The 26,547-nt window shown below is 72.6% G+C and carries 23 protein-coding genes and 1 pseudogene; 14 read left to right on the forward strand and 10 right to left on the reverse strand.

Annotated features, from left to right (window positions below; all coding sequences use genetic code 11):
- Nucleotides 1-17 precede the first annotated feature (17 nt).
- Nucleotides 18-263 carry a tectonin domain-containing protein gene (locus ACZ514_RS02915; protein ID WP_469123936.1) on the reverse strand — a complete coding sequence of 82 codons (246 nt, stop codon included), beginning with the start codon at nucleotides 261-263 and terminating at the stop codon, nucleotides 18-20.
- 253 nt (nucleotides 264-516) lie between these two features.
- Here ACZ514_RS02915 and ACZ514_RS02920 point away from each other — a divergent pair, with 253 nt between their 5' ends.
- Nucleotides 517-1,023, forward strand: coding sequence for a hypothetical protein (locus ACZ514_RS02920; protein ID WP_469123937.1), 507 nt, complete (start codon nucleotides 517-519; stop codon nucleotides 1,021-1,023).
- Nucleotides 1,024-1,513: 490 nt separating this feature from the next.
- On the opposite strand, the gene ACZ514_RS02925 is transcribed toward ACZ514_RS02920, so the two are convergent.
- Nucleotides 1,514-1,900, reverse strand: coding sequence for a hypothetical protein (locus tag ACZ514_RS02925; protein ID WP_469123938.1), 387 nt, complete (start codon nucleotides 1,898-1,900; stop codon nucleotides 1,514-1,516).
- A 255-nt stretch (nucleotides 1,901-2,155) separates the two neighbouring features.
- Between ACZ514_RS02925 and ACZ514_RS02930 the strand changes: the two genes are divergently transcribed.
- On the forward strand, nucleotides 2,156-2,887 hold the full coding sequence (locus ACZ514_RS02930) for a DUF4839 domain-containing protein (protein ID WP_468162822.1): 732 nt from the start codon (nucleotides 2,156-2,158) through the stop codon (nucleotides 2,885-2,887).
- A gap of 126 nt (nucleotides 2,888-3,013) precedes the next feature.
- Entirely contained in the window at nucleotides 3,014-3,751 is a 738-nt protein-coding gene (locus ACZ514_RS02935) for a VOC family protein (RefSeq protein WP_468162820.1), read from the forward strand.
- Nucleotides 3,752-3,812: 61 nt separating this feature from the next.
- Here ACZ514_RS02935 and ACZ514_RS02940 read toward each other — a convergent pair whose 3' ends face one another.
- From ACZ514_RS02940 to ACZ514_RS02950, 3 genes are read right to left on the reverse strand one after another with little or no spacing between them, the layout of a single operon-like run.
- The gene (locus ACZ514_RS02940) at nucleotides 3,813-4,151 is read right to left on the reverse strand and encodes an STAS domain-containing protein (protein ID WP_469123939.1); all 339 of its coding nucleotides are present in this window, start codon (nucleotides 4,149-4,151) and stop codon (nucleotides 3,813-3,815) included.
- On the reverse strand, nucleotides 4,148-5,434 hold the full coding sequence (locus tag ACZ514_RS02945) for a PP2C family protein-serine/threonine phosphatase (RefSeq protein WP_468162815.1): 1,287 nt from the start codon (nucleotides 5,432-5,434) through the stop codon (nucleotides 4,148-4,150). The genes ACZ514_RS02940 and ACZ514_RS02945 overlap by 4 nt, the downstream gene beginning before the upstream one ends.
- Nucleotides 5,434-6,237 (reverse strand): alpha/beta fold hydrolase, encoded by an 804-nt coding sequence (locus ACZ514_RS02950; RefSeq protein WP_468162813.1) that lies wholly within the window; start codon nucleotides 6,235-6,237, stop codon nucleotides 5,434-5,436. Before ACZ514_RS02950 ends, ACZ514_RS02945 begins: the two co-directional genes overlap by 1 nt.
- A 192-nt stretch (nucleotides 6,238-6,429) precedes the next feature.
- On the opposite strand from ACZ514_RS02950, the gene ACZ514_RS02955 reads away from it, so the two are divergent.
- Together ACZ514_RS02955 and ACZ514_RS02960 are read left to right on the forward strand one after the other, a co-directional pair.
- Nucleotides 6,430-7,155, forward strand: coding sequence for a restriction endonuclease (locus ACZ514_RS02955; protein WP_469123940.1), 726 nt, complete (start codon nucleotides 6,430-6,432; stop codon nucleotides 7,153-7,155).
- Nucleotides 7,156-7,383: 228 nt separating this feature from the next.
- On the forward strand, nucleotides 7,384-8,277 hold the full coding sequence (locus tag ACZ514_RS02960; RefSeq protein WP_469123941.1) for an SDR family oxidoreductase: 894 nt from the start codon (nucleotides 7,384-7,386) through the stop codon (nucleotides 8,275-8,277).
- Nucleotides 8,278-8,371: 94 nt separating this feature from the next.
- Here ACZ514_RS02960 and ACZ514_RS02965 read toward each other — a convergent pair whose 3' ends face one another.
- On the reverse strand, nucleotides 8,372-9,496 hold the full coding sequence (locus tag ACZ514_RS02965; protein WP_469123942.1) for a CinY protein: 1,125 nt from the start codon (nucleotides 9,494-9,496) through the stop codon (nucleotides 8,372-8,374).
- Between the two features lie 234 nt (nucleotides 9,497-9,730).
- On the opposite strand from ACZ514_RS02965, the gene ACZ514_RS02970 reads away from it, so the two are divergent.
- On the forward strand, nucleotides 9,731-10,480 hold the full coding sequence (locus tag ACZ514_RS02970; RefSeq protein WP_468162807.1) for a ZIP family metal transporter: 750 nt from the start codon (nucleotides 9,731-9,733) through the stop codon (nucleotides 10,478-10,480).
- A 92-nt stretch (nucleotides 10,481-10,572) separates the two neighbouring features.
- Nucleotides 10,573-11,307, forward strand: a complete 735-nt coding sequence (locus tag ACZ514_RS02975; RefSeq protein WP_468162805.1) for a hypothetical protein — start codon at nucleotides 10,573-10,575, stop codon at nucleotides 11,305-11,307.
- Here ACZ514_RS02975 and ACZ514_RS02980 read toward each other — a convergent pair.
- A pseudogene (locus tag ACZ514_RS02980) lies at nucleotides 11,304-12,081 on the reverse strand (IS5 family transposase). The gene ACZ514_RS02975 and the pseudogene ACZ514_RS02980 overlap by 4 nt on opposite strands.
- Nucleotides 12,082-12,261: 180 nt before the next feature.
- On the opposite strand from ACZ514_RS02980, the gene ACZ514_RS02985 reads away from it, so the two are divergent.
- From ACZ514_RS02985 to ACZ514_RS03000, 4 genes are all read left to right on the forward strand, one after another.
- The gene (locus ACZ514_RS02985) at nucleotides 12,262-13,833 is read left to right on the forward strand and encodes an alpha/beta hydrolase (protein WP_469123943.1); all 1,572 of its coding nucleotides are present in this window, start codon (nucleotides 12,262-12,264) and stop codon (nucleotides 13,831-13,833) included.
- A 275-nt stretch (nucleotides 13,834-14,108) separates the two neighbouring features.
- Nucleotides 14,109-14,960 (forward strand): MBL fold metallo-hydrolase, encoded by an 852-nt coding sequence (locus ACZ514_RS02990; RefSeq protein ID WP_469123944.1) that lies wholly within the window; start codon nucleotides 14,109-14,111, stop codon nucleotides 14,958-14,960.
- 213 nt (nucleotides 14,961-15,173) lie between these two features.
- The gene (locus tag ACZ514_RS02995; RefSeq protein ID WP_388931989.1) at nucleotides 15,174-15,377 is read left to right on the forward strand and encodes a hypothetical protein; all 204 of its coding nucleotides are present in this window, start codon (nucleotides 15,174-15,176) and stop codon (nucleotides 15,375-15,377) included.
- Between the two features lie 67 nt (nucleotides 15,378-15,444).
- On the forward strand, nucleotides 15,445-16,791 hold the full coding sequence (locus ACZ514_RS03000; RefSeq protein ID WP_468694952.1) for a nucleotide sugar dehydrogenase: 1,347 nt from the start codon (nucleotides 15,445-15,447) through the stop codon (nucleotides 16,789-16,791).
- Between the two features lie 46 nt (nucleotides 16,792-16,837).
- On the opposite strand, the gene ACZ514_RS03005 is transcribed toward ACZ514_RS03000, so the two are convergent.
- Nucleotides 16,838-18,265, reverse strand: a complete 1,428-nt coding sequence (locus ACZ514_RS03005) for a lipase maturation factor family protein (RefSeq protein WP_469123945.1) — start codon at nucleotides 18,263-18,265, stop codon at nucleotides 16,838-16,840.
- A 303-nt stretch (nucleotides 18,266-18,568) separates the two neighbouring features.
- Here ACZ514_RS03005 and ACZ514_RS03010 point away from each other — a divergent pair, with 303 nt between their 5' ends.
- The 3 genes from ACZ514_RS03010 to ACZ514_RS03020 all read left to right on the forward strand — a co-directional run bounded on the left by ACZ514_RS03010 (nucleotide 18,569) and on the right by ACZ514_RS03020 (nucleotide 23,626).
- Nucleotides 18,569-20,902: an amylo-alpha-1,6-glucosidase gene (locus ACZ514_RS03010; protein ID WP_468162795.1), complete on the forward strand. Its 2,334-nt coding sequence runs from the start codon at nucleotides 18,569-18,571 to the stop codon at nucleotides 20,900-20,902.
- On the forward strand, nucleotides 20,899-21,972 hold the full coding sequence (locus ACZ514_RS03015; protein ID WP_468162793.1) for a glycosyltransferase family 4 protein: 1,074 nt from the start codon (nucleotides 20,899-20,901) through the stop codon (nucleotides 21,970-21,972). The genes ACZ514_RS03010 and ACZ514_RS03015 overlap by 4 nt, the downstream gene beginning before the upstream one ends.
- 109 nt (nucleotides 21,973-22,081) lie before the next feature.
- Entirely contained in the window at nucleotides 22,082-23,626 is a 1,545-nt protein-coding gene (locus ACZ514_RS03020; RefSeq protein WP_469123946.1) for an FAD-dependent oxidoreductase, read from the forward strand.
- A gap of 48 nt (nucleotides 23,627-23,674) precedes the next feature.
- Here the strand turns inward: ACZ514_RS03020 and mmsB are convergent, their stop codons facing one another.
- A complete protein-coding gene (gene mmsB / locus ACZ514_RS03025; protein WP_468162789.1) occupies nucleotides 23,675-24,910 on the reverse strand; it encodes a multiple monosaccharide ABC transporter permease in 1,236 nt (411 codons plus the stop codon).
- A gap of 3 nt (nucleotides 24,911-24,913) precedes the next feature.
- On the reverse strand, nucleotides 24,914-26,461 hold the full coding sequence (gene mmsA, locus ACZ514_RS03030) for a multiple monosaccharide ABC transporter ATP-binding protein (protein WP_469123947.1): 1,548 nt from the start codon (nucleotides 26,459-26,461) through the stop codon (nucleotides 24,914-24,916).
- Between the last annotated feature and the right edge of the window lie 86 nt (nucleotides 26,462-26,547).

The raw sequence follows: 26,547 nt of genomic DNA on the forward strand, positions 1-26,547 counted from the left end.
GTCGTCGCCGGATCGGGTCAGTCCTGGCGGTCGCCGGTGTAGCGGTAGATGGTGCCGGCCGCGTTGACGCCCCAGACGGTGCCGTCGGCGGCGGCCCCGATGTCGGTGAGGCTGCCGGGAATCTGGATCCACGGGCTGGTACCGAGGTCGTCGAAGCCGGAGAACTTGTAGATGCCGCCGGCGGAGTTGACGCCCCACACGTTCGTCCGGGACCCGGCCGAGATCGTGGTGAGGTTTCCCCGGATCTGCTTCCACTCAGGCATGCCTGGTTGCCAATCGGCACCCCGCCCCCTACCGATGCCTCTACGCGGGATTACCCCTGGTGGATCGGAGGGAACGGGACGGCAGCGTGGGCCTGACCAATCAGACCCCGTCCGCACGTAACGCCTCTGGTGCGCCAATGGTGTGACTCATGAGCCCGGGCGGGTCGAAACGGCTTGCAGATAGTCACAATCCTTGTGGACCAACCCATTCCGTGGAGGGAGAATGTTCGGCAGACACAGCACAGCAGTCGTGATGAGTTCCCTGACCCTGGTGGCCTCGTCGGTGGTCTGGGCCCCAGCCGGTCAGGCCAGTGAGTTGGCACAGGAGAGCTTTCTGTGCACAGGCTCCAGTACCAGCAAATACGACCCGCCCCTGACCCTGCTGCCGCGCCCGACCCGCATCGACACACATGCCGCTTACCTGTGCGGGACTGGCCCCGGCAAGACGGTGTCGGCCACTGGCCACCTCGTAGGCGACTCGCCGGCGGCATCCTGCACCGGGCTGGGGGGGAACGACTTCACGGAAGAAGTCAGGTTCGCGAACGGACAACACTCGTCGATCGTGTACAACAGCGCCACCACCAGCCGCGTCGCCGGCGTCCTCCTGACCAGACTGTCCGGCCAGGTGACCGAAGGCTACGGCAAAGGGCTGGCGGCGAAGCGCACCGTTGCGGCACTCCCCGGTGAGCTGCCCACCGAATGCCTGCTGGGCGGGCTCGAGGAAACCAGCGGTCGGGCACAGCTGGAGGTCGGGACGTAAGCCGGACCACGGTGGGCATGCTCACCGGACCGGTCGCGGCAACTCCCGGCTCGCCGGGCTGGTAACCGCCACCGCCGTCGGCCCGCGAGCGCGGGAGGGGTCCGACAGAGCCTGACGGATCCCCGCCCAGGCGGGTAGGGCAAGGCCGCGCCCGCAGATCGTTCCTGCGGGCGCGGCCTGGTCGTAGCGCTCCACCACGCTGACGACACCGGCACAGCTCGGCTTGACGTCGAGATTGGGAAGTTGCCTTCCGTCAGGGAATGACACGACCAGCGTCGCAGCTGTGGCAGAGGGTCACCTCCGGACCGGACGGCAAGCGGACCTGAAACCGATGTTTGCCCGCGGGCGGGCCCGTGACCCCGGGGCGGCGGCACCGCGGGAGCGAGGGGGAACGGCCTGAACGGGGTCACTCATATGAGTGGTGTGCGCATCTGCCCCCAGCCCGGGCCGCGGCAGTGCCCGGGCTGGGGCCCGCATCCGGAGCCGGGAGTCACCCAACGGTCAGCACCCACCACTGCCGCATCGTGCGGAGGGTCCGCAGGAAGACGTGCGGACCCCGGCAGACGGGACGGGCGTAGCGACGGACGGGGTCACCGTTCGGGAAGACGAGGCTTTCGCGGCCGGTGACGACCGCTCCGTCATCCGTCAGCCGGAGGTGGTGGACGGCATCCGCCCGGGCAGGGGTGTCGTCGCCCCGCTGGTCCCCTCCGAGCAGGAGCAGCCGGTCACCGCGGATCGCCAGGCCGAACGGGTCCGAGACCGGCAGGGAGCGGATGCGGAGCGTCCCGCCGGGGCCCGTGCCGACGAGCGCCGCACGGGGCCGGTACACGGCGTGGACCGCGGAGTCGGAGACGTTGATGGTGCTGATCTCCGCCACGTGGTGGTAGGGCTCGCGGGAGCCGGCGCCGAGAGCGGCCGTGGGGGCCGAAGATCTGGCCGGACCGGGCGTTGGGCCCTGCGTTGCCGGAGAGGACGAAACCGCCGCCCGGAAGGGCGTCGAAGGGAAGGCTCACGGGCTCCGGTACGTCCCGGCCGGGCCAAGGGGACGCAGGGCATGCCGCGTTCCCCGTGCGGTCACCTATGCTCGCCGGGCAGGGGGTACGCACAGTTCGTTGAGGGGGCGCGGAGCCGTATGGCCGACGAGATCAGATACGAGTACAAGACCGTGCGGACGGTTCGCGGCACCGACGGCTTGGTGGTCTCGAAGATGCGGAAGGACGGCTGGGAACTCGTGGAGCAGGCGCAGGGCGGGCTGCGCTCCACGCTCGATTTCCGGCGGCCGAAGAAGCCCCTGCCGCGGGCCTTGATCGGCGCCGCGGTGGGCGGTCTCGTCGTCCTGGCCGTCGTCATCGGTACGGCCGCGGCACTCGAGGACGGGGGCGAGAAGAAGGACGGGGCGGACAAGCCGGCGGCCGCCACGGCGAGCGCGGGGCCCTCCACCGCGTCGGCTCCGAGCGCGGCCGGGCCGGCCGCCGCTGAGGTGATCACGGCTCAGAACAACCCGGAGTTCGCGGCGCTGCTGAAGACGCCGGACTCCTGCGACCAGACGAACGCCGACTTCGCGACCAGGTACGAGGGCAGGACGGTCGCCTTCGACGGCTCGATCGTGCACATGGCACCCCACGGTGACACCGCCACCCGCTACGACTTCCTCCTGGGCCCGGGCGACCAGGGGGCCAGGACGGGAACCGGTCCGGCCTTCACGTACCAGGACGTCAACGTCCTCGGCTTGAAGCTGACCGGCCGGAACACCCCCGCCGCCGTCCGCGCGGGCGACAGGTTCCGCTTCGTCGCCGAGGTGGGCGCGTTCCACGCGAAGCAGTGCCTCTTCTTGCTCGAACCGGTCTCGACGGAGATCCGGTAGCCGAGCGGGGCGGCCGCGTCAGCGCGGTCCGGCGTGCCCGGCTCGCGCGCGCGGTCGCGACGTCAGGGCGACGAGGGTCGGGACATGGCACCGCTCCTTGATCACGGCGGCTTCTAGGATCGGCGCATGACAACGAGACTCGTACAGATCAACATGAAGGCCCACGACGACGTCGCGCTGGGCCGGTTCTGGGCGGAGGCGCTCGGCTGGGCTGTCGACAGCGAGGGACCCGGTGTGACCAACCTCGAACCCCCGGGTTTCCCCTACCCGGACCCCGCGGCCGTGTGCGTCGACATCATCGCCCGCCCGGAAGTCAAAACCGTCAAGAACCGGGTGCACCTCGACCTGGCCACCACCTCGGCCGCCCATCAGGCGGCTCTGGTCGCCCGCTTGCGGGATCTCGGCGCGACGCTCGCCGACGTGGGGCAGGGCGACGTTCCCTGGACGGTCATGGCCGACCCGGAGGGCAACGAGTTCTGCGTCCTGGAGCCCCGCCCGGTGTACGAGGACACCGGGCCGGTCGCCGCGGTGGTGGTCGACTGCGCCGACCCGCGGGAGATGGCCCGGTTCTGGGGGCAGGCGATGGACTGGACGCTGCACGAGCTGACGGACGACAAGGCGACCATGCGCTCCGCCAAGGGTGTCGGCCCCTACCTCGAGTTCATCCGCACCCCCGACACCAAGAGCGTGTGGAACCGCGTCCACCTCGACGTCCGCCCCTACCCCGGTGACGACGTGGAAGCGGAAGCGGCCCGGCTGCGCGCCCTGGGCGCCACCGACCCCGTTCACGACCGGTCCGCGATCCACTGGACGGTCCTGGCCGACCCGGAAGGCAACGAGTTCTGCCTCCTCAGCCCTCGCTGACCGGGAGCGGCGGCGCCGGCCGGTTTTCCGCGTGCGCCGGCCCCGACCGCCCCGGGGGCGGTCAGGGCCGGGTGGCGGAGTCGGCGTCGGGGTGGAGGGGGAAGACCTGGTCGAGGCCGACGACCCGCAGGATGCGCAGGGTGTTGGCGGGGACGGCGGCGAGGGCGATGCCCGCTCCCGCCGCCTGGGCGTGGTTGCGGGCGGCGAGCAGGGCGGTGATGCCGCTGGAGTCGCAGAACTCCATGCCGCTCAGGTCCAGGACGAGGCGCTGGTCCGGCCGCAGGGCGAGGGCCGTGACCCAGGTGCGCAGCTCGGGGGCGGTGGCGTAGTCGAGGTCACCGGTGATCTCCAGGACGGGACCGGTTCCGGCGTCTCGGGTGATGATCTTCAGCGGTTTCATCTCGGGTTCTTCGTCGTGGGTCCGGTGGCGGGGACGCCGAGGGCGAGCAGGGCGGTGTCGTCGTCGAGGCCGTCGCCGAAGCCGTCCAGCAGGCCGGTCAGGGCTTCGATGACGGCCTGCGGGGGCCGGCCGGCGTGCCCCGCGACGAACTCGCGCAGGGCCTCGTCCCCGTACAGCTGTGTGCGGTCGCCGCCGGTACGGGCTTCGGTGAGGCCGTCGGTGTACAGCAGGAGGGTGTCGCCGGGGCCGAGGGTGGTGGTGGCCGGGGTGAACCGGGCGGCGGGCAGGATGCCGACGAGCAGGCCGCCGGGGGTGGGCAGGAAGTCGGCCGTGCCGTCGGCGCGCAGGACCAGGGCGGGCGGGTGGCCGCCCGACGCCAGGTGGACGTCGACCTGCCCGGTCGCGGGGTCGGCCTCGACGGTCCCGAAGACGGCGGTGCAGTAGCGCGGGTCTCCGCCGGAGTAGCGCTCGTGGAGCACCTGGTTGAGGGTGGCCAGGGCGGACACCGGGTCGGGATCGTGCAGGGCGGCGGCGCGCAGGGTGTAGCGGGTCAGCGAGGTGACGGCGGCGGCCTCGGGGCCCTTGCCGCAGACGTCTCCGAGGAAGAAGCCGAAGCGTTTGCCGTCGACGGGGAAGACGTCGTAGAAGTCGCCGCCGAGCCGGTCGGGGGAGGCGGTGCGGTAATGGGCGGCCGTCTCCATGCCGGGCAGCGGCGGCAGCGTGTCCGGGAGCAGCGACCGCTGGAGCACGGCGAGGGCGTCCTGGAGCCGGGCGCGGTCGGCCTCCGCCTGGCGGCGTGCCTCCTCGGCCGCTTCCCGCGATCTCAGCAGCTCTTCCTCGTAGGCGCGGCGGTCCCGGGCGTCGAAGACGGTGGTGCGGATCAGCAGGGGTTCGCCGGATTCGCCGCGCTTGACGACGGAGGAGACCAGGACCGGCATCCGCCCGCCGTCGGCCTGGGCGATGTCCAGGGCGATGCCGCCGATCTCACCCTGCATCCGGAGCAGCGGCGCGAAGTGCGTCTCGTGGTACAGCCTGCCGCCCACCGTCAGGAGGTCGGTGAACCGGAGCCGGCCCACCACCGCCTCCCGCTCCAGGCCGAGCCAGCCCAGCAGGGTGGTGTTGATCTTCGCGATGGTGCCGTCCATCAGCGTGGACAGGTACCCGCACGGCGCGCTCTCGTACAGCTCCTCCGCGCTGCCCTCGAGCAGCGAGGCGAACATCGCGTTCGACGCCTGCTCGTCCCCGGCGTCGTGGGGGTCCGGCTGCTGCCCGACGCGGCACATCACCGCAGGCTCGACAGGAAGCCGGTGATGGCCTCGTTGGTGGCTTCGGGCGCGGACAGGTGCGGGCAGTGCCCGACCGCGTCGAGCGTGACCAGCTTCGAGCCCGGGACCGTCCGGTGGACGAAGGCGCCCACCTCGCGGGGAGCGATGGCGTCCTGGGTGCACTCCAGTACCAGCGTCGGTACCCGCACCCCCGGCAGGTCGTCCCTCGAATCGGAGAGGAAGGTGGTGCGGGCGAAGACGCGCGCCATCTCCGGGTCGGTGGCGCAGAAGCTGTTCTTCAGCTCCTCGGACAGCTCCGGCCGGTCCCCGTTCCCCATGATCACCGGCGCCATGGCCGCCGACCAGCCGAGGTAGTTGGACTCCAGGGAAGCCAGCAGCTCGTCGATGTCCCGTGCGCTGAACCCGCCCCGGTAGTCCCCGTCGTCGACGTACCTCGGCGACGGCGCGACCATCACCAGCGCCCCGATCCGTTCCGGGGCCGCACCGGCCGCCAGCACCCCGATCATCGCGCTGACCGAATGCCCCACGAAGACCGCGTCGCGCAGGTCGAGTTCCTCGCAGATCTCCACCACGTCCCGGGCGTACCCGTCGAGGGAGGCGTACCGTTCCGCCGAGAACGCCGACAGGTCCGAACGGCCCGCGCCCACGTAGTCGAAGAGGACCACCCGGTACTCCCGGGCCAGTGCGGGAACGGTGAGCCGCCACATGTGCTGGTCACAGCCGAATCCGTGGGCGAGCAGTACCGTCCGGCCGCGCGGGTTGCCGGTGACGGTCACGTTGTTCCTGCGAACGATGTCCATACCCGTCAGTCTGGCAGGCGCGGTCCGCGCTCCCGCACGGGCCCCTCGCACCCGTGCGTCCCACCGGTCCCGGCCGGGGCCCCGCCACGGACTGGTCATGCACCGCTCATGATCTGCACGGGACGGGGCACACGGCGGTGACCGGCCGCGAGGCGGGCAAGGGAGGGGAGGCCGCGCATGAGGACATCGAGGATGGAAGCGCAACGGGTCCGGACGCGCGGGCCGCTCGCGCGTGACGTGGTGCTCGCCGTCGGACTCGTGGGCACCGGGGTCGGCGGCCTGGCCGTCTTCGCGAAGGCCGTCGGGGCCGACGGAGTCCGGATTCCGGTGGTGCCCGTGGTGCTGCTGGTCGTCCTGGCGGGCGCGGCGGCACTCATGGCGTGGAGCGTCCAGCCCGTCCGGGCACGCCCCGCACCGTCTCGCGGTCCCGGCGGGGACGCTCCTTCCACGACGGCCGGACCCGGCCTGCCGGACGTGACGGCCCCGGCCCTGGACCACGAGGCGGTCGACGCCGACGGTTTCGAACACACCGTCGCCGCGCTCTGCGCGCGGGACGGCTGCACCCCGGTGGAGGTGTGCGGTGGAGCGGGCGACCTCGGCGCCGATGTGATCGCCACCACACCGGAGGGCCTGCGCGTCGTGCTGCAGTGCAAGCACTACGGCGCGGACAACCGGGTCAGCTCCCCGGAGCTGCAGCGCTTCGGCGGGACGTGCTACGCCGTCCACGAAGCCGACGTGGCCGTCTTCGTCACCACCAGCTCCTTCACCACGCCCGCCCTGGAGTACGCCGCCGCCTGCGGCATCGTCTGCGTCGACGGCGACGCGCTGGCGGCCTGGACGGAGCTGGCCGCGCCGCCGCCCTGGGAGCCGGCGGCCAGCCGTCCCGGCCCCGCCGAGGTGGTGCCGACCGACCGCTGACGGGCCCGCGCGCCTGCGGGGCCGTCCGGGCGACGGATGGGATACGAGCCCGTCGCCCGGGTAGCCGGGTCGCATGGACACCGGAACGCCCCGCCCTGCGCGGGCGCGCCGGTCCGCGCGGTGCCCCGCCGGCGCGCGGCCGCCCGTACCGCCGTCCCGCACCCGCCGTCCCCGTACACCCGCCGTCCCCGACGGCCTTCAGAGCAGAGCGAACAGGACGTGATCCAGATGCCCTCCCGCGGTGAACCCCACCTCCCCGACCCGGTGCACCTCCATCCGCGCCCTCCGTTCCCCGAGCAGGACCAGGACCATCCCGGCTCGACCGGCGCCATGGACCCGCGCCCCGACCACGGTGAGGACACCTACCGCGGTCACGAGCTGCTCCTGAACCGCAGGGCGCTCGTCACCGGAGGGGACTCCGGGATCGGCCGGGCGGTCTGCCTCGCCTTCGCCCGGGAAGGAGCCGACGTCGTCTTCACCCACCTGCCCGAGGAGGCCGCGGAGGCCGAGGAGACGGCCCGCCTCATCCGCGAGGCGGGCCGCACGGCACTGCCCGTCGCCTGCGACATCCGGTACGAGGAACAGTGCACCTCCCTGATCGAGCGGGCCGTGCGCGAGGTGGGACCGGTCGACCTCCTGGTCAACAACGCCGCCTACCAGATGGCCCAGCCCGACGGCATCGAGGCGATCACCACGGAGCAGTTCGACCGGGTGATGAAGACCAACCTGTACGGGATGTTCTGGCTCACCCGCGCCGCCCTGGCCCACATGCCGCGCGGCGGCTGCGTGATCAACACCACTTCCGTGCAGGGCTACCAGCCCAGCCCCCACCTGCTCGACTACGCGATGACGAAGTCGGCGATCATCTCCTTCACCCACGGGCTGGCGCAGATGCTCGCCGAGCGCGGCATCCGGGTCAACGCCGTCGCCCCCGGACCGGTCTGGACGCCGCTGATCCCCGCGACCATGCCGGACGCGACGAAGTTCGGCGAGCAGTCACCCCTGGGCAGGCCGGCCCAGCCGTCGGAGATGGCACCCGCGTACGTCTTCCTCGCCTCCGCCCAGGCCGGCTACATCACCGGTGAGATCGTCAACGCCACCGGCGGCACCCCGCTCCCCTAGGAGCGGGCCGGGGCCGGGGGCGCGCACCGCTTCCCCCGGCCCCGGCCCCCTCGCCCGTAGCGGAGAGTACGGGGCCCGGGCCGCGGCCCGAGGCCTACCGGCAGTCGCGCACCGGGTCGTCCTGGGTCATCGCGCAGGCGATGCGCTGGCCGCGGACGGTGCCGTAGCGGGCGACGAGGGAGCCGCGGAAGCCCGCCCACTGGGAGCGGGTGTCGGCGATGGCCGCCTGGACGGCGGCGCTGAAGTTGCCGGCGACCTGCCCCCGGGCGGTGGTCGGGGAGGAGGCCTCCCCGGTCACGGGGTCGATGATGCCGTTGTCCTTGTTCAGCACGCCGTGCGTGACGCGGTTGCCGCAGCCCCACGGGCTGAGGCTGAAACAGCCGGTCGTGAGGTCGACGGGAATGTCGGAGGCCGAAGGTGCCGGGTCGGCCAGCCGGAGGAAGGGCGCCGGTCCGGTACGGGCCAGGCCCGGCGGGTTGCTGACGCCGATGGCGTACCTGCCGTCCGCCCTGTCCGCCCAGTTGCTGTGCGAGTAGAAGTCCTCGGTGCCGTGGAGCGCCCGGCCGAAGCCCTCGATGGCGTTGCACTTGCCGCGGCCCGCGACGCCCAGCACGAAGGTGCAGTCGGAGGACAGGTCGGTCGCGGAGGCGCTGACGCCGCCCGCGGCGTCCACGAGCGCGTCCGCCTTCTCCACGCCCCGTTCGAACTGGCCCTTCAGGTGTCCGATGCACGCCAGCAGCACCGCGGTGGCCTGCGCGCGGGTCCGGGGGTAGTCGGCCGCGCCGAGGTAGTCCGCGCCGTCGCAGTGCGCGGCCTCGGTGAACACCTGGTCCACGTCCGGCGCGCCGATGGCCCCCATCGTTCCCTTCGCCCCCGCCAGCTGGCGGATGGACGCCGGCTGGAAGCAGTCCCCGGCCGCGCCGGGGGAGACGCCGGGCGGGCACGCGAGGGCCGCACGGGTGATGCGTTCGTGCTCGGAGTTCTGCCCGAAGCTGTCGATGGTGCCGAAGTACTGGATCGGCGGTATGCCGGGTCCGGGCTTCTTCGCCCTGGGGGCCGAGCCGGTGGGCGTGGGCGCCGGCCCCGTGACCGCCCCCGCGGCCGCCCCGTCCTTGGCCCCGCCGTTCACCGTGTCCGGAAGCGGGGCGGCGTCGGCGGACGCCGCGAGCCCCAGGATCAGGGCGGTGGCCGCGATCCCGGCCGAGAGCGTCGTGAGCACTGGCCTGCTCCGACGGTGTGTCATCGTCATGCTGCATTCCCCTTGTTGACGCCCGTGCGCCTCCCTCGGGCGTACGAGCCGTCAAAATATAGCTACCGCCCAGTAGCGGCCGGGTACCGGTGCCCTGGGCCGCCTCCGGGAGCGCCGGCCGGAAGTCCCGTGGCGGCAGGGCCGTTGCGGTGCCCGTTCGCCGGGTAGGAGCGGCCCAGGTGCCGGAGAGGAAGGCGGGTGGCTGTGAGCGGAGCGTTGACGGCGGGAGGGTGGGGGCTGTTCGCGGGGGCCGCCCTGCTGGCAGGGGCGGCCATCGGCTCGCTGACGCGCGTCCCGCCACGGCTGATCGCGCTCGTGATGGCGTTCGGCAGCGGCGTACTGATGGCGGCGGTCTCCTTCGAGCTGATCGCCGAAGCCTACGAGCGGTCGGGGATCTGGCCGGTGGTGGCGGGAGCGGTCGGAGGCGCGGCCGTGTACTCGGGCGCCAACGCGCTGCTGGCACGGCGCGGCGCGCAACACCGCAAGCGCTCGGGGGAACAGCAGCCTTCCGAGGACGAGGCCCCCGGGTCCGGGAACGCCATCGCCCTGGGGGCGCTGCTCGACGGGATCCCGGAGTCGGTGGTGATCGGAACGAGCCTGCTGGGCGGCGGCCATCTCGGGGTCGCCACGGTGGGGGCGGTGTTCATCAGCAACATCCCGGAAGGGCTGGCCAGTTCCGCCGGAATGAGGAGCGCCGGACGCAGCCGGGCCTACGTGTTCGCCTTGTGGGGGAGCATCGCCGTGATCAGCGGACTGGCCGCCCTGTCCGGGTACGCGCTGCTGGGAGGGGCCTCAGAGGCGACGATGGCCGTGATCACCGCGGTGGCCGGCGGGGCGATCCTGGCGATGATCGCCGACACGATGATCCCGGAGGCGTACGGCAAGGTGCACCTGCTGACGGGACTGGTCACCGTGATGGGCTTCCTGTCCGCGTTCGCGCTGTCCCACCTTTAGGCCGTCTCTTCCGGACCTTGTAGGTCAGGCGGGATTCAAAGACGACGGCCCAAGCCGGGTTCCTGTCGGTGGGGTGCCGTAGCGTCGGCAGCATGATCTCCGAGCCGACGAGCCAGGCCGAGGGCCCCTACGATGCGGCCTTCCTGCCGCGGCTGCGCATGTCCTTCCGGGCTGCACCCGGGCCGGTCACGGACCCGGTGTCGAAGTTCGGCGGGCAGCCGGTCTGGTTGGACGGTCCAGCGTGGCCGGTGCATCCGGGTACGGGAGAGCCGCTCGTGTTCATCGGCCAGTTCCGGGTGCCAGGGAACGAGGTGCGCCTCGCCTATGTGTTCCTGCACGAGGAAGGCATGGACATGGGCGGCAGCGCAGCGGAGGACGGCGAGGCCGTCGTTCTGGTCCAGCCGGGCGGGCGGATACCCCCCTTCGCGTCGATCGGGTCTCCCGGCACTCAGGGGCGAACCCTGTGGCGTTGGGGTCCGGACGATACGGAGGTTCCCGTCGAATGGCTGACGGACCTGACTCCGATGCCACCGGAAATCGACGAGGCGGCGAACCAGGCCGCTGCCTGGTCCCGGTGGCTGCGAGGCGAGGGACCAGAGGTCGAATACCCCGACGACGAGCGACCCAAGGATTTCCTGGGGGGCGAGGCCCTTTACCCGAACCACCGGGTCTTCGGCATCGATTCCTCGTGGCTGTTCCTCTGCCAGTTCGAGGACCGGGGCGAGGCGGAGTCGGACCCGTTCTTCCTCAACTTCGGCTACGGGAGTGGCTTCCTCTTCCTCAGCTCCGACCACCTTGAAGGCCGGTTCATGTCGGACTGCGGCTAAAGGCCGCTTCTGACGGATCGCCTCGCCGACCAGATGAAGACGGAGGCGATGTGGAGCCCGGCGAGGGAGACGGTGGCGGTCTGTCGTATCGGGTGGCCAGACGGCGTCCCTGCTCGAGCTTGCTGATGCACCGCTCAACCGTGTCGCGCTGCCTGTAGGCCTCGCGGTCGAAGGCCGGCCGACGGCCACCGAGCCTGCCAAGTCGCTTGCGGTGGGCGGCTGGTCGGCGGGCTGCGGGATCACCGCCCGGACTCGGCGCCGTCGGAGAGGGATCCGGATCGCGCGGGACGAGTAGGCCTTGTCGGCCAGGACCGCCTCCGGCGTGGTCCTGGGCCGGCCGATCGGCCGCGGCACCCGTAAGCGGGCCATGACCTCGGGGAATGCCGGTGCGTCGCCGGCCTGGCCGGGCGCGAGGACGAACGCGAGCGGGCGGCGCGGCTATCGGCGGCCAGGCGGATCTTGGTGGTCAGCCCGCCGCGGGACCGTCCAAGGGCATGTGGTCCGGCCCGCCGACCGGAGCCCCTTGTGACGAGCCCAGGCGGCGTGCTGATGAGCCCGGACAATCGTGGGGTCGACCGAAACGACCCAGTCGCGGTCGCCTTCGGCCTCGGCCTGGGCGAGCCAGGCGGTAAGGACCTTCTCCCAGGTCCCGTCGGCCGCCCCCTTCCGCAGCCGGCTGTGGGCCCCCTTCCAACGCCACCGCCCACCCCGCCGAGGTGCCCGGTCCGGCAACAACGGCTCGGTCCGCACCCACTGGGCGTCAGCCAACGACACCCCAGACCAGCGATCAGATGATCCGAAGGGAACGCCCTGGCCGCCGAGGGCCGCGCGGGCCGTCCTCCCCGGGGCGGAGGCCGTACCGGGACGAGGGTCCCGGGTGGGCGGCGGGCGGGACCGGGGTCCTCCTGCCGGGGGGCGATGTGCCGTACGGGGGCCCGTTCCTAGCCTCGGGGCATGCGATCACCCCGAACGGCCATCAGCCCGCCCCTGCGCAACGCCCTCGCCCTGGGCCTCGCCCTCTCCGCCTGCCTCACCGGGTCTCCCGCCCTCGCCGCGGCCGGCGAGGGGGGAACCGGGCTCGACCGGTACTACCGCCAGCGGCCCGACTGGGGCAGCTGCGCCAAGGGACCTGATGACACGGCGGGCCGCGACCTCGACCGGGCCGGCGTACGCTGCGCCGACGTGACCGTCCCGCTGGACTACTCCGCTCCCCGCGGCCGCACGATCACCGTCGCCGTATCCCGGCTCAAGGCCTCCGACACCCGCCACCGCATCGGTTCGATCCTGCTGAACAACGGCGGCCCGGGCGGAGGCGCGGTCGCGTCACCGCCGGACATGCGGAAGGCGATGAAGGGCGTCGGCGCGCGCTACGACATCATCGGCTTCGACCCGCGCTTCGTCGGCCGCAGCACCCCGCTGGACTGCGGCTGGCCCGTCGGCATGAGCTGGCTGTCGTCGGGTGACGGCCGGGCGGGCTTCGACCGGCAGGTCACCCTCCAGAAGAGCCTCGCCGACAAGTGCCGCGCCACCAACGCCTCCGTGCTGCCGCACATCAGCACCCGCAACACGGCCCGCGACATGGACGTCATCCGCGGCGTGCTCGGCGAGCGGAAGATCTCCTACCTGGGCTACTCGTACGGCAGCTACCTGGGCACCGTCTACACCCAGATGTTCCCCACCCGCTACGACCGGGTCGTCTTCGACGGGGCGATCGCCCCGGCCGACTACCGTGCCCGGCTGCTCCAGGGAACCGAGCGCGAGAACGAGCGGGCGCTCTCCGACTGGGCCGACTGGGCGGCGCGACGCCACGACACCTACGGGCTCGGCCGCACCCGCGCCGAGGTGCTCGCCACCATCGGCCGTGTCGTCGCCGCGTCGGCCCGCGGCCCCTTGACCATCGGCACCGGCACCGACACCTTCCGGATCGACGACAGCCAGGTGCCGCTCCTGCTCTTCTCGGGCATCGCGGACGACACCGACCCGGCGCGGGCGGCCTTCGGGGACCAGATGTCCGCGCTGGCCAAGGCCGCGGAGGGCGTGCCGAGCACGCTGCCGCCGGAGTTCGCCGCGGCGCTCCGGTACGCGCTGCGCGGCGAGGGCGAGCCCACGGGCGCGCAGGCCGCGATCATCTGCGGGGACGTGGCCGCCCCGCGCGACCCGGAGGTCTACTGGCGCGACATCGAACGCAACCGGGCGGAGCACCCCCTCTTCGGCCCCCTGACCGACAACATAGGCCCGTGCGCCTTCTGGGACCGCCCCCGCGAGGAACCCACCCGGATCCAGCGGGACACCCCCGCACTGATCGTGGCGGCCACCGGCGATCCGCGCACCACGTACCGCAGCAGCGTCGCCCTGCGCGGCCAGCTCCCCAGCTCCCGGCTGCTCACCCTGGAGGGCGCCAACCGGCACGCCCTCTTCGGCCTCTACGGCAACACCTGCGTGGACGACCAGGTCAACGCGTACCTGGCCACCGGCACCCTGCCGAAGCGGGACCGGACCTGCGCCCAGGAGACCGCGGCGCGGTGAGGCGGCGCGCCGGCGGCCGCCCGGGGGGCCGCCGGCACCTGAGGGTTCCCGGTCCCGTGGGCGACGCGGACGCGGAGGCCGACGCGGACGCCGACGCGGACGCCGATACAGACGCCGACGCGGACGCCGACGCGGACGCCGAGCCCGGACCGGGCCGCGGACCCGCGCGGGAGCGGCGGCCGGGTGCGTGTCCGCCCAGCGTTTGCGGCCGCCGCGCGGCGGGGCTGCACTGGATTCATGGACGCTGCGATGACTCCGTCCTAGGGAGAGCAGCGATGACAAGCACGGAAAACTTCACCCTTCTCCAGCCGTACGAGATCGCCGAGGAGACGTTCGTCATCCCGTGGGCCCTGCAAGCCCCGCCCGTCGGCCACTTCCCGATGAACTCCATGGTGATCCGGGGGGCGGAACCGGTCCTCGTGGACACCGGGGCGCCCGCGGTGCGCTCGCAGTGGCTGGAGGCGGCCTGGTCGGTGGTGGATCCCCTGGACGTACGGTGGATCTTCCTCACCCACGACGACCGTGACCACGCGGGCAACCTCCTGGCGGTCCTCGCGGAATGCCCGAACGCGACCCTGTTGACGACCTGGTTCTCCATCGGCCGCATGGCCGAGGAATGGGAGACCCCCGTCAACCGGTGCCGCTTCATGAACGACGGCGACACCATCGACGCGGGCGACCGCACCCTGGTCGCCAAGCGGCCGCCCCTGTACGACAACCCCACGACCCGCGCCCTCTTCGACACGAAAACCAGCGTCCTGTGGTCCGTGGACACCTTCGCCACGAACGTTCCCGCCCCCATGCCCGAAACATCGGGGCTGACGCCGGACGAATTCCGCGACGGACAGTTCTTCGGCGGACGCCTGGTCTCGCCCTGGTCCGCCCTCCTGGACGACGAGAAGTTCGGGGCGGTCGTCACCGCCTTCCAGGACCTGGACGCCGAGGTCGTCGCCGGCTGCCACTGCCCCGTCCTCCGCGGCCCGCACATCCCCGAGGCCTACGACCTGCTGCGCCGGCTCCCCGGGATCCCGCCGTGGACGGAGTTCACCCAGGCCGACCTGGACCAGTGGATGGCGGCCGCCGAGAGCTCGGTTCCGCCGGAGCAGCCGCGCCCGTCGGGGACCTGAGCCGCGCGCCGTCGCGCGGCACGGCGGGGCGGGAGCCGGGGACGGCCCGTAGGCGTGGCGGCCGGCGGCGCCGGCCCGTTCCGGGGAAGGCTGGGCCGGGGAGGCCAGCCCCGGTCACGCGTGAGGGTGGTCCGGCCGCGGGCCGCCTTGTCCCCGTCCCCCGTGGCGTGGCAGCGTCACACGTCCCTGATCCAGACAGAGGGAGACGCCCCCATGACCGAGGACCTGGCCACCGACACCATCCGGAAACTGGAGGACCTCGTGGCGTCGGACTCCCTGCCGGAGCACACCGTCGAACTGCTCCAGGTCTCCCTCGACCAGGCCCGGGCGGCGAAGGCCGCGGGCCACGACCAGGAGGCGATCACCATCGCCGCCCAGGCGCTGCAGACGGCGGAGGACGCCTCCGGGGACCGGTGAGCCCCTTTCCCGGGCACGGCGGGCGGACCCGGCGGAGCCGGCGGAGCTGTTCGAGTGAGGAGTGGCCGTGCGGGTGGCGGTGGTGGGCCAGGGGTACGTCGGGCTGACGGCGGCCCTCGGGCTGGCGGCGAAGGAGCACCAGGTGGTCGGTGTGGAAGCCGACCCCCGGCGGCTGCGGCTGCTGGCCGAAGGAAAGGTGCCGTTCGAGGAGCGGGGCTTCGAGGCGCTCCTGGCCGGGGCCCGCGACGCCGGTGCGCTGGCCTTCGCCGGGGCGCTCTCGGAACTCCGCGACCCGCTGGACGCCGTACTGATCGCCGTGGGCTCCCCGCCGACGGTCACCGGCCGGCCGGACCTGACCCAGGTACGGGCCGCCCTCGCGGACGTGCTGGCGCTCACCCCGCTGCCCGGCCTGGTGGTGGTCAAGTCCACGGTGCCGCCCGGGACCAGCGCCGGCTGGCTGGCCGCCCCGGGCGCCGAACCGCTGCGCGGCCGCTACGTGTACAGCCCCGAGTTCCTCAGCCAGGGCCGCGCCGCCGAGGACTGGAACCATCCCGCCCGGATCGTCGCGGGCCTCGCCGAGCCTGCCTTGCTCGACCGGGTCCGCGAGCTGTACCGGGGCATCGACGCCCCCTGGGTGGTGACCGACCCCACCACCGCCGAGACGGTCAAGTACGCCGCCAACGCCTTCCTCGCGACCAAGGTCAGCTTCGTCGGCGACCTGATCACCCTGTGCGAGGGAACCGGCGCCGACATCGACGACGTGCTGACCGGCGCCGGGCTCGACCCGCGCATCGGCACGGCCTTCCTGCGCGCCGAGGCCGGCTACGCCGGGTCCTGCCTGCCGAAGGACACCCTCGCGCTGCGGTACTGGTCCCGCCTCGGCGGGCATCCGCTGCCGGTGATCGAGGCCGTCATCGCCGCCAACCGGGCCCAGGTGCTGCGTCCGGTCAGACTGGTGCGCGAGCACCTCGGCCCGGTCCCCCTCGCCGGGGACGGCCCCGTCGTCGCCGTCCTCGGCCTGCGTTACCAGGCGTGGACGGACGACCTGCGCGACGCGCCCTCCATGACGATCGTCCCGGAACTGCAGGCACTGGCGGGCACCGTACGGATCTGGGAGCCCTCCGTCCCGGCGGCGGACATCACGGGCCTGTTCCCCGGCACCCAGCCTGCCGCCGACCTGACCGAGGCGCTCGCCGGGGCGGCCGCGGCCGTCGTCCTGACCGACTGGCCGCAGGTCACCGCCGCCGAGTGGACGGCCCACGGGCTGCGCATGGCGGCGCCGCGGCTGCTCGTCGACACCAAGAACTGCCTGCCGCCCGCCGCCCTCGCCCACACCGGTATCCGCTACCTCTCCATGGGCCCCCGCCGCAGCGACGGCCGGAGCGGCTCCTCGGCCGGTCCGGGCGACCGCTGACCCCCGGGGACCGCGGGAACGGTCACGTCCGGCGGCACCGCGCCGCTCAGTCGCCCCTGGTCACCGGCGGGACGTACTCGGCCACGAGCCGGCGCCGCCACCAGGCGCCGGTCTCACGCCGTTCGCGCCGGCCGGTGAAGCGGTAGTGGTAGAGCCGGGCGCGCAGGCAGGCGGGGGGAGCGGTGGGGAAGGGGTTGTGCCCGAGCAGCTTGAGGACCGCCGGATCGTTGTCGAGGAGCTTGCCGAGGAGCGGTACGAACCAGGTGCGGGCGTACGCCGGCGAGAGCGCGGCGAACCACAGGAGCCAGTCGAGCCGCAGGTGGTACGGGGCCACCTGCGGGGGCCGCTGGCGGACGTCACCGGGCTTGCCCTTGAACCCGTACTCCCTCCACCGCGTGTCCGCCGTGATGTCCGGCTCGTCGGTCCCCTCGATCACCACCTCGAGGCGGATCCTGCTGACACTGCCGAAGGCGCCGTAGGTGTTGACCAGGTGGAAGGGGTTGAACGAGGAGTTCATCACCTGGTGCCGCGAGAGCATGTTGCGCACCGGCCAGTAGCTGAGCACGGCCACCAGCGCGGTGACGGCGACGACCAGGCCCTGGTACCACCCCGGCGGGGCGGCGAGGACGGGAGGCTCCGGCAGGGGGAGTACGGCGGCGGCCCGGCTCCCGTCCACGGCGGTCAGCGCGAGGAGGACGGCCAGCCAGTTGAGCCAGGCGAAGTTGCCGGACGCCACGAGCCACAGCTGGGTGACGACGATGAAGCCGGCGGCCGCGCTCGCGACCGGCTGCGGCGCGAACAGCAGCACCGGTGCCAGCAGCTGCGCCGCGTGGTTGCCCGCCGCCTCGGCCCGGTGCAGCGGCCGGGGCAGGTGGTGGAAGGACCGGCTGAGCGGTCCGGGCATCGGCTGCGTCTCGTGGTGGTGGTACAGGCAGGTCAGGTCGCGCCAGCAGGAGTCCCCGCGCAGTTTGATCAGTCCCGCTCCGAACTCCAGCCGGAAGAGCAGCCAGCGCAGCAGGAACAGGACCAGGACGGGCGGCGCCGTGCGCTCGTTGCCGAGGAAGACGGCCAGGAAGCCCGCCTCCAGCAGCAGGGATTCCCACATGAACGCGTACCAGGTCTGCCCGACGTTCACGATGGACAGGTACAGCACCCACAGGACCGCCCACATCGCCATGGCGGCCCACAGCGGCACCCGGTCGCCCGCCCCCGCGGCCAGGGCGGCGGAGAGCGCCACGCCCGTCCACGCCACGACCGCGAAGAAACGGTCCGAGTAGTGGAGGCGGAAGACGGACGGGGCCCGCCGGAACGTGGTGGCCGCCAGGAAGCGCGGCACCGGCAGCAGCCCGCGTTCGCCGATGAGCGCCCGGTACTGGTGCGCCGAGCCGAGGAAGGCCACGAGGTACAGGACGGCCAGACCCCGCTGGAACACCAGACGGCCCAGCCAGTAGTCGGTGTCCGTGAACCATTCCACGGGACCCTCCCGGAGACGCTGCCGCGGTGAGCGGCCCCCGAGCGGCCGCCCTGCTCCCCACCAGTGAGAACGCCCGGGGCCGGGCGGCATTCCCGAGCGCCGCCGCCGAAGTCGCCGGGGCGTTGGCCCAGGCGGTGGACGAGTTCCCCTGCCCGGTCGTGCTGCCTGGGTGGTGCCCGGTTCCGTGCGGTACGACTTGATCGATCCCTACGTCTGCCACGGGGCTGACGGACGTCACGCGCCCGGAGCGGCGCGGGCCGACGCTACGGCGGGGGCCATGGGCTTCAGCCATCAGGAGGAAGCATGAACGCGGGATTCGACACGATCGTCGAGCACGAACCCGCAGTGCACACCACAGCCACGGTGACGCTGGTCGAGGGGCCGACGTTCTGTGTCTCCGGAACGTCGGGGGACATGGAGGCGGACTCCCCGCAGGGGCTGTTCTTCCGCGACACCCGCGTCATCTCCGACTGGCGGCTGCGCCTGGACGACCGCCTTCCGCACGAACTCACGGTGCTGTCCGGGGACCCGTACAGCACGACGTTCGTGGCCCGCGTCCCCCCGCGGGGCTCGGAGACCGAAGTGCTGCTGGAACGCCGGCGCTACGTCGGTGACGGCATGCGGGAAGACCTCCACCTGCGGAACCTGGGCAACCGCCCGGTGTCACTGGTGCTCTCCCTGCACGTGGGCGCCGACTTCGCCGACCTGTTCGACGTGAAGGAGAACCGGGTGCAGTCCCGTGGTGAGGTCACCGCCTCCCCGGACGGCTCCGGCCTCACCCTCACGCTGCTGGCGGGAGAGGCGCGGCGCGGGGTGCGCGTGGAGGCCGCCGGTGCCCGGGCCCGTGCGGACGGCCTGGACTTCAGCGTCAGCCTCCCCGCGCACGGCGACTGGCGCACGACCGTCCTGGTCCAGCCGAGCGTCGACGGGCAACTGATCACCGGCACGTTCCCGACGGGAGCGGAGGTGGGCGATTCCTCGCCGGCGCGGCGCATGCGGGCGTGGCGCGAGGGGGCCCCGCGCGTCGGTGAGATCGAGGACCCCGAGCTGCGGCGGACGCTGCGGCGCAGCGTGGAGGACCTCGGGGCGCTGCGCATCTTCGATCCGCAGCATCCGGAGAACGTGGCCGTCGCGGCCGGCGCGCCGTGGTTCATGGCGCTCTTCGGACGCGACTCCCTGCTGGCCTCCTACATGGCGCTGCCGCTGGACCCGAGCCTGGCCCTGGGGACCTTGCAGACCCTGGCCCGCGCGCAGGGCCGCACCGTCGATCCCCGGACGGAGGAGCAGCCGGGGCGGATCCTGCACGAGACCCGGTTCGGCCTGGACTTCCCGCTGGCCCGCGGCGGCGGCAGCGTCTACTACGGCACCGCCGACGCGACGCCGCTGTTCGTGGTGATGCTGGGGGAGCTGCGGCGCTGGGGCATCGCGCCGGCGGCGGTGGACGCGCTCCTTCCCCATGCCGACCGGGCGCTGGAGTGGATCGAGCGGTACGGCGACCGGGACGGCGACGGCTTCGTCGAGTACCACCGGATGACGGACGACGGCCTGCTCAACCAGGGCTGGAAGGACTCCTTCGACGGTGTGAACTTCGCCGACGGCCGCCTCGCCGAGTCACCGATCGCCTTGTGCGAGGTGCAGGCGTACGTGTACGCGGCGTACGTCGTGCGGTCGCACTTCGCGCACGAGGCCGGGGACACGGCCGCGGTCGAGCACTGGGCGCGGCGGGCCGCCGCGCTCAAGGAGGCCTTCAACGAACAGTTCTGGCTGCCCGACCGGGGATGGTTCGCCATCGGCCTCGACCGGGACAAACGCCCGATCGACTCGCTGGCCTCCAACATGGGGCACTGCCTGTGGACCGGGATCGTCGACGAGGACAAGGCGGCCCGGGTGGCGGAGCGGCTGCTGTCGCCGGAGATGTTCACCGGCTGGGGGGTCCGTACGCTCGCTTCCTCCATGGGCGCCTACAACCCGATGAGCTACCACAACGGATCGGTCTGGCCCCACGACAACGCCATCGTCGCGACCGGCCTGATGCGCTACGGCTTCGTGGAGGAGGCCCAGCGCGTGGCGACCGGCATCCTGGACGCCGCGGAGGCGTTCGGCGGCCGGCTGCCCGAGCTCTTCTGCGGCTTCGACCGCAGCGAGTACGAGACACCGCTGCCGTACCCGACCTCCTGCTCCCCGCAGGCCTGGGCGGCCGCGGCCCCGGTCCAGCTCATGCGGGCGCTGCTGCGGCTGGACCCGTGGATGTCGCACCGGCAGGTGTGGGTGGCGCCGGCCTGGCCCCAGCGCTACGGCCGCCTGCACGTCCACAACCTGCCGCTCGCCGGCGGCCGTGCGGAGCTGTGGGTGGACGGGCCGTCGACCCGTCTGGAGGGCCTCGCCGACGACGTGGAGGTCATCCTGCAGCCGCGCAAGCCGCTCGCCGCGGCGCCGAGCCACAGGAGGGCCCCGACGGGCCCGCCCCCGGCCGCCGGCACCGCGGACCATGCGGGCCACATGGGACACGCAGACCACGCAGACCATGCGGACCACGCAAGCCACACCGATCGCACAAGCCACACCGACCGTACGAGCCACACAGGCCACGCAGACCACTCCGGGCCCGCGGGGTCCGCAGGGGGGAGCAGCTCATGAACCGTCCTCTGGACATCGCCATGGTTTCCACGCCCTGGTTCCAGCTTCCGCCCGCCGCCTACGGGGGCATCGAGTCGATGTGCGCCGACCTGGTCGACGGCCTGGTGGAGCTCGGCCACAAGGTGACCGTCATCGGAGTGGGCCTCAACGGGACCAAGGGCGATTTCATCGCCACCGACACCATGCCCCGGGGGGACACCCGGCTCGGCAGGGCCGTACCGGAGGTGCTGCACGCGGCGCGCGCCGCACAGGTGCTCCGCACCCTTCAGCCGGACGTCATCCACGACCACAGCACCGCCGGACCGCTCCAGGCGGGTCAGCGCCCGGTCCCCACCGTGGTGACCGCGCACGGACCCGTCTCCGGCGACGTCGGCGACTACTACCAGGCGCTGGCCGGCTCGGTGAGCCTGGTGGCGATCTCCCGTGCCCAGCAGGAGCAGGCCCCCGCCCTCCCCTGGGCCGGGCAGGTCCACAACGCCGTGCGCACCCTCGACCACCCCTTCCGTGAGCGCAAGGGCGACCGCGTGGCCTTCCTCGGCCGGATCGCCGCCGAGAAGGGCGTCCACCTCGCCATCGACGCCGCCCGGCGGGCGGGGAAGGCGATCACCATCGCCGGCAAGTGCAACGACCCGGACGAGGAGCCGTACTTCAGGAACGAGGTCCTGCCCCGCCTCGGCGAGGACGCCGAATGGGTGGGCGAGCTGGACCAGACGGCCAAGCGGGAGCTGCTCGCCGATGCCCAGTGCCTGCTCTTCCCCATCTGCTGGGAAGAACCCTTCGGCATGGTGATGATCGAGGCCATGGCATGCGGCACCCCCGTCGTGGCGTTGCGGCGGGGATCCGTGCCCGAGATCGTCGAGCACGGTGTGACGGGCTTCGTGTGCGACGACCCGGCCGAGCTGCCGGACGCGATCCGCGGCGTCAGCCGCCTTTCCCCCCGCGACTGCCGGGCCCGCGTGCTCGACCGGTTCGACACCTCGCGCATGGCGGCGGCGTACGCCTCGCTCTACGAGGACCTCGCCGGCCGCACGGACCGCTCCCCCCGGGGCCACGGCCGGAGCAAGGGGTAGGGGCCGTGCACGCACAGGAGCGGCGCTCCCCCTCGGCCCGTGGCGCGGGATCCCGCGCCACGGGCGCCGGGCACGCATTGCGACGGGGATCCCTGGGCAGGCGCCGGACATGAACCCACGACCCTCCCCGGGCCGGTCGTACTGGATGCAGACGGCCGAGATGCCCGCCTTCGCCCCCCTGTCGACCGCCACGGAGGCGGACGCCGCCGTCATCGGCGGCGGCATCGCCGGCCTCAGCGTGGCCTGGGAACTCGCCCGCACCGGGCTGAGCGTCATCGTGCTGGAGGCCGACCGCCTCGCGGGAGGCGTGACGGGCCACACCACCGGAAAGCTCACCGCCCTGCACCCCGGGGTCTACGACACGCTGCGCCGCGAGCACGGGGAGGACGCCGCCCGCCGCTACGCCACCTCCCAGAGCGCCGCGCTGCGCCACGTCATCGAGGTGGCCCGGGACCTCGGCATCGACTGTGACCTGGAACGCCGCCCCGCCCTCACCTACTGCGAGCAGCCCGACGGCGTCGAGGCGCTGCGGGCGGAGGCCGAAGCCGCCCGGGCGGCCGGTCTCGACGCCTCCTTCGTCACCGAGACCGGTCTGCCGTATCCGGTCGCGGGCGCCGTCACGCTCGGGGACCAGGCGCAGTTCCACCCCCTCCGATACCTGCGCGGCCTCGTCGAGGACCTCGTCGCACGCGGTGGGCGGCTGTACGAGCACACCCGTGTCACCGGCCTCGACGGGGGCGATCCGTGCCGCGTCACGACCTCCTCCGGGAGCACCGTCACCGCCCGGCACGTGGTCATCGCCACCCACCACCCGGTCTTCGACCACGCCGTGCTCGCCACCCGGCTCACCCAGCGACGCGACCTGGTCATCGCGGGACCCCTGCCCGCGAGCCAGGACCCGGAGGGCATGTACATCACCAGGGAGGACGCCACGCGGTCCGTACGGACCGCGCCCCTCGCGGACGGCGGCCGGCTCCTGATCGTCGGCGGGGAGGCCTTCACCCCGGGCAGCGGACAGGACACCGAGCAGGGGTACGCCCGCTTGCAGGCGTGGACCGAGCGGTACTTCCCCGGTGTGCCGATCACGCACCGGTGGGCGGCACAGGACAACAGTTCCACCGACACGCTGCCCCTCATCGGCCGCTGGGGAGGCGACGGCGAACACGTCTACGTCGCCACCGGGTTCGCCGGCTGGGGCATGACCGGCGGGGTGCTGGCCGGGCAGCTGATCGCCTCCCTCGCCACCCGCGACGAGGACCCGTGGGCCGGACTCTACGATCCCCGCCGCTTCGGCTCCGCCCTCCGCTCGGCCCCCGAGTTCCTGAAGGCCCAGTGGGACGTCGGGAAGCACTTCGTCATGGACCGGCTGAAGGCGATGGGCGACGGTACGGGCGGCCCGGTCGGCGCGCTGCGGCCCGGTGAGGCCACGGTCGTCCGGGCCGACGGCCGGCCGTGCGCCGTACACCGCGACGACCAGGGCGAGTTGCACGCCGTGTCCGCCGTGTGCACCCATCTCGGCTGCCTCGTCGCCTTCAACAACGCGGAACGGACGTGGGAGTGCCCCTGCCACGGCTCCCGCTTCGGCATCGACGGCGAGGTCCTCCAGGGCCCCGCACTCGACCCCCTGGAACGCCGGGACCCGAACAGCCTCTGAGCCGCCGGGTTCCGGACCGCGGGGGTCCGCGGCGGAGGAGGGACCCGGTCAGGCTCCGGCCTTGCGCTTGTTGTAGACGTCGAAGCCCACGGCCGCGAGCAGCACCAGGCCCTTGATCACCTGCTGGTAGTCGGTACCCACGCCGACCAGCGACATCCCGTTGTTCAGTACGCCCAGCACCAGGCCGCCGGTGAGCGCGCCCAGGACGGTCCCGACGCCGCCGCTCGCGGAGGCACCGCCGATGAAGGCGGCGGCGATGGCCTCCAGTTCGAAGTTGATGCCGGCCTGCGGCGTGCCGGCGTTGAGCCGGGCCGCGAAGACCAGCCCGGCCAGCGCCGCGAGGACGCCCATGTTCACGAAGGCGAGGAAGACGACCCGCTTGCTCTTCACCCCGGACAGCCGCGCCGCCGCCTCGTTGCCGCCGATGGCGTAGGTGTGCCGGCCGAGGATCGAGTTGCGCATCACGTACCCGAAGCCGACCAGCAGGACGCCGAAGACCAGCAGGACCACCGGCACTCCGTGGTAGCTGGCCAGCAGCAGCGTGAAGGCCACCACGGCCGCCGTGATCGCGCCGAGCTTCAGCAGGAACAGTCCGGCCGGGAGCGGTTCCAGCCCGTACGACGCGGCCCGCCGCCGTCCGCGCACCTCCTGGAGGAGCGTGACGGCCAGCACCGCCAGGCCCAGCAGCAGGGTGAGGTTGTGGTAGTCGGTGTGCGGGCCGACCTCGGGGAGGAACCCGCTGCTGATGTTCTGGAAGCCCTTGGGGAACGGCGCCACCGACTGGCCGTGCAGGAGGATCTGGGTGCCCCCGCGGAACAGCAGCATGCCGGCCAGCGTCACGATGAACGACGGGATCCCGAGATGGGCGATCCAGAACCCCTGCCAGGCCCCGGCGAGGGCCCCGATCAGCAGCGCGACCACCACCGTCACGGGCCACGGCACCCCGTGCTCGACCATCATCACCGCCGCGGCCGCCCCGACGAACGCGGCGAGCGAGCCGACCGACAGGTCGATGTGCCCGGAGATGATGACGATCATCATGCCGATCGCCAGGATGAGGATGTAGCCGTTCTGCTGGATCAGATTGGTGATGTTGAGCGGCTGGAGCAGGATGCCGCCCGTCCAGATCTGGAACAGCAGCACGATCAGCGCCAGCGCGAGCAGCATTCCGTACTGGCGCAGGTTGCCGCGCAGGGCTCGGGCCAGTACGGCACCGGCCGACGGCCGTCGGCCGGTCCGCGGGACGCCGGGCCGGGTGTCTGGGGTGGTCTCGGTCTGCGCCATGCCTCACACCTGCTTGTCGGGGGATGCCGCGCTCATGGTCATGAGCCGCATGAGGGATTCCTGGGTGGCCTCCGCCCGGGGCACCTCACCGGTGATCCGGCCTTCGGCCATGGTGTAGACGCGGTCGCACAGGCCCAGGAGTTCGGGGAGTTCGGAGGAGATGACGAGGACGGGCCTGCCCTGGTCGGCGAGTCCGGCGATGACGGTGTAGATCTCCGCCTTGGCGCCGATGTCGATGCCCCGGGTGGGTTCGTCGAGGATCAGCACCTCCGGCCCGGCGAAGATCCACTTGCTGAGGACGACCTTCTGCTGGTTGCCGCCGCTGAGCTTGCCGGTCTGCGCGAACACCGAGGGGGCCTTGATGTTCATGCTCCGCCGGAACGATTCGGCGACCCGGGCCTCCTCGTGCCGGTCGACCCAGCCCCGCCGGGCGACCTTTCCGAGGGCGCTCAGCGAGATGTTCCGGCTGATGTCGTCGTTGAGGTCGAGGCCGAGCCGCTTGCGGTCCTCGGTCACGTACGCGATGCCGTGCCCGATCGCCTCCGGCACCGTCCGGGTGAGGATCTCCCGGCCGTGCAGCCGTACGCGGCCGCCGGCCCACCGCCCGTACGAGCGGCCGAAGACGCTCATGGCCAGTTCGGTGCGGCCGGCGCCCATGAGGCCCGCGATGCCGACGATCTCGCCCCGGCGGACGTGCAGCGACGCCCGGTCGACCACCCTGCGCCGCTGGTCGACCGGGTGCAGCACGCTCCAGTCCTCGATCTCGAAGGCGACCTCGCCGATGTCCGGGGTGCGTTCGGGGTAGCGGTGTTCCAGGTCGCGGCCGACCATGCCGCGGATGATCCGCTCCTCGCAGACGCCCCCGGAGCCGATCGTGAGGGTCTCGACGGTCCGGCCGTCGCGCAGGATGGTGACGGCGTCCGCGACCCGGGCGATCTCGTTCAGCTTGTGCGAGATGAGGACGCAGGCGACGCCCTGCTCCTTGAGTCCGAGGATCAGGTCGAGCAGCTTGCGGCTGTCCTCGTCGTTCAGCGCGGCCGTCGGCTCGTCCAGGATGAGCAGCTTGACGTCCTTCGCGAGGGCCTTGGCGATCTCGACCAACTGCTGTTTGCCGACGCCGAGATCGGCGACCCGGGTGTGCGGGCTCTCGTCGAGCCCGACCCGCCGGATCAGTGCGGCGGCGTGGGTCAGCGTCCGGTGCCAGCTGACGAAGCCCCGGGTGGCGTGCTCGTTGCCCAGGAAGATGTTCTCGGCGATGGACAGGTGGGGGACGAGCGCGAGTTCCTGGTGGATGATCACGATGCCCTGCCGCTCGCTGGCCCGGATGTCCCGGAACCGGCAGGGGCGGCCCTCGAAGCGGATCTCGCCCTGGTAACTGCCGTGCGGATGGACGCCGCTGAGCACCTTCATCAGGGTGGACTTGCCGGCGCCGTTCTCGCCGCAGACGGCGTGCACCTCACCCGCGGCCACGGTCAGGTTGACCTCGGAGAGCGCTTTGACGCCGGGGAACGACTTGCTGATCGAACGCATTTCGAGAACGGGTCCGGCCATGGCTGTGCATCCGTATCGTTCGGGGCGGTGCGGGCGCGGGGGCGGGCGGTGGCCCGGGCGTCGCGCCGCCGGTCGGGCTCGGGGCC

The organism is Streptomyces sp. NPDC034086 (assembly GCF_055575515.1).